This window comes from Vogesella mureinivorans, from assembly GCF_007644035.1.
GTDB classification, from domain to species: domain Bacteria; phylum Pseudomonadota; class Gammaproteobacteria; order Burkholderiales; family Chromobacteriaceae; genus Vogesella; species Vogesella mureinivorans.
Window position 1 is genome coordinate 1 of record NZ_VMTV02000054.1, and the last position, 471, is coordinate 471.

Here is a 471-nt window from a genome sequence, read left to right on the forward strand (position 1 = left end):
GCACCTCGGCGCGGCGCAGCTCCTGGGCCAGCGGCCGCAGCAACAGCAGTCGATGCGCGCGGCCATTCACGCGGAACTCGCGCTGGGCCAGATGCCAGGTGTCGTCATCCTCGCGCTCGCCAAGGCTGACGAGGCCGTCGCGGCCGCTGTCGATGGCCTCGCGCAGGCTGGCGGGCTGGCCGTCGAGTGCGGCCTCCAGGCTCAGGCCCTGCATGCGGCGTCCACCGTTCAGCAGCCGGCGCGCGGCGATGTTGGCGTAGACCAGATGCCCCTGCGCATCGGCCAGCAGCATCGCCACCGGCGTGTTCTGCAGCATGGTGTCCAGCAGCAGCTCGCGCTGCACCAGGGACTGGCGCTGCTCGCGCAGCACGCTGCCGAGTTGGTTATGCGTGCGCACCAGATCGCCGAGCTCGTCGTCGGCGTCCCAGGCCACGCCGAAGCTGAAGTCGCCGTCGCGATAGCCGCTGACTG

General features: G+C 71.1%; 1 protein-coding gene. It reads right to left on the bottom strand.

From position 1 onward, the window contains the following. Positions 1–471, bottom strand: a 471-nt coding sequence (locus tag FLQ44_RS23450) for a PAS domain-containing protein (protein ID WP_206208612.1), incomplete at both ends; no start/stop codon positions are given.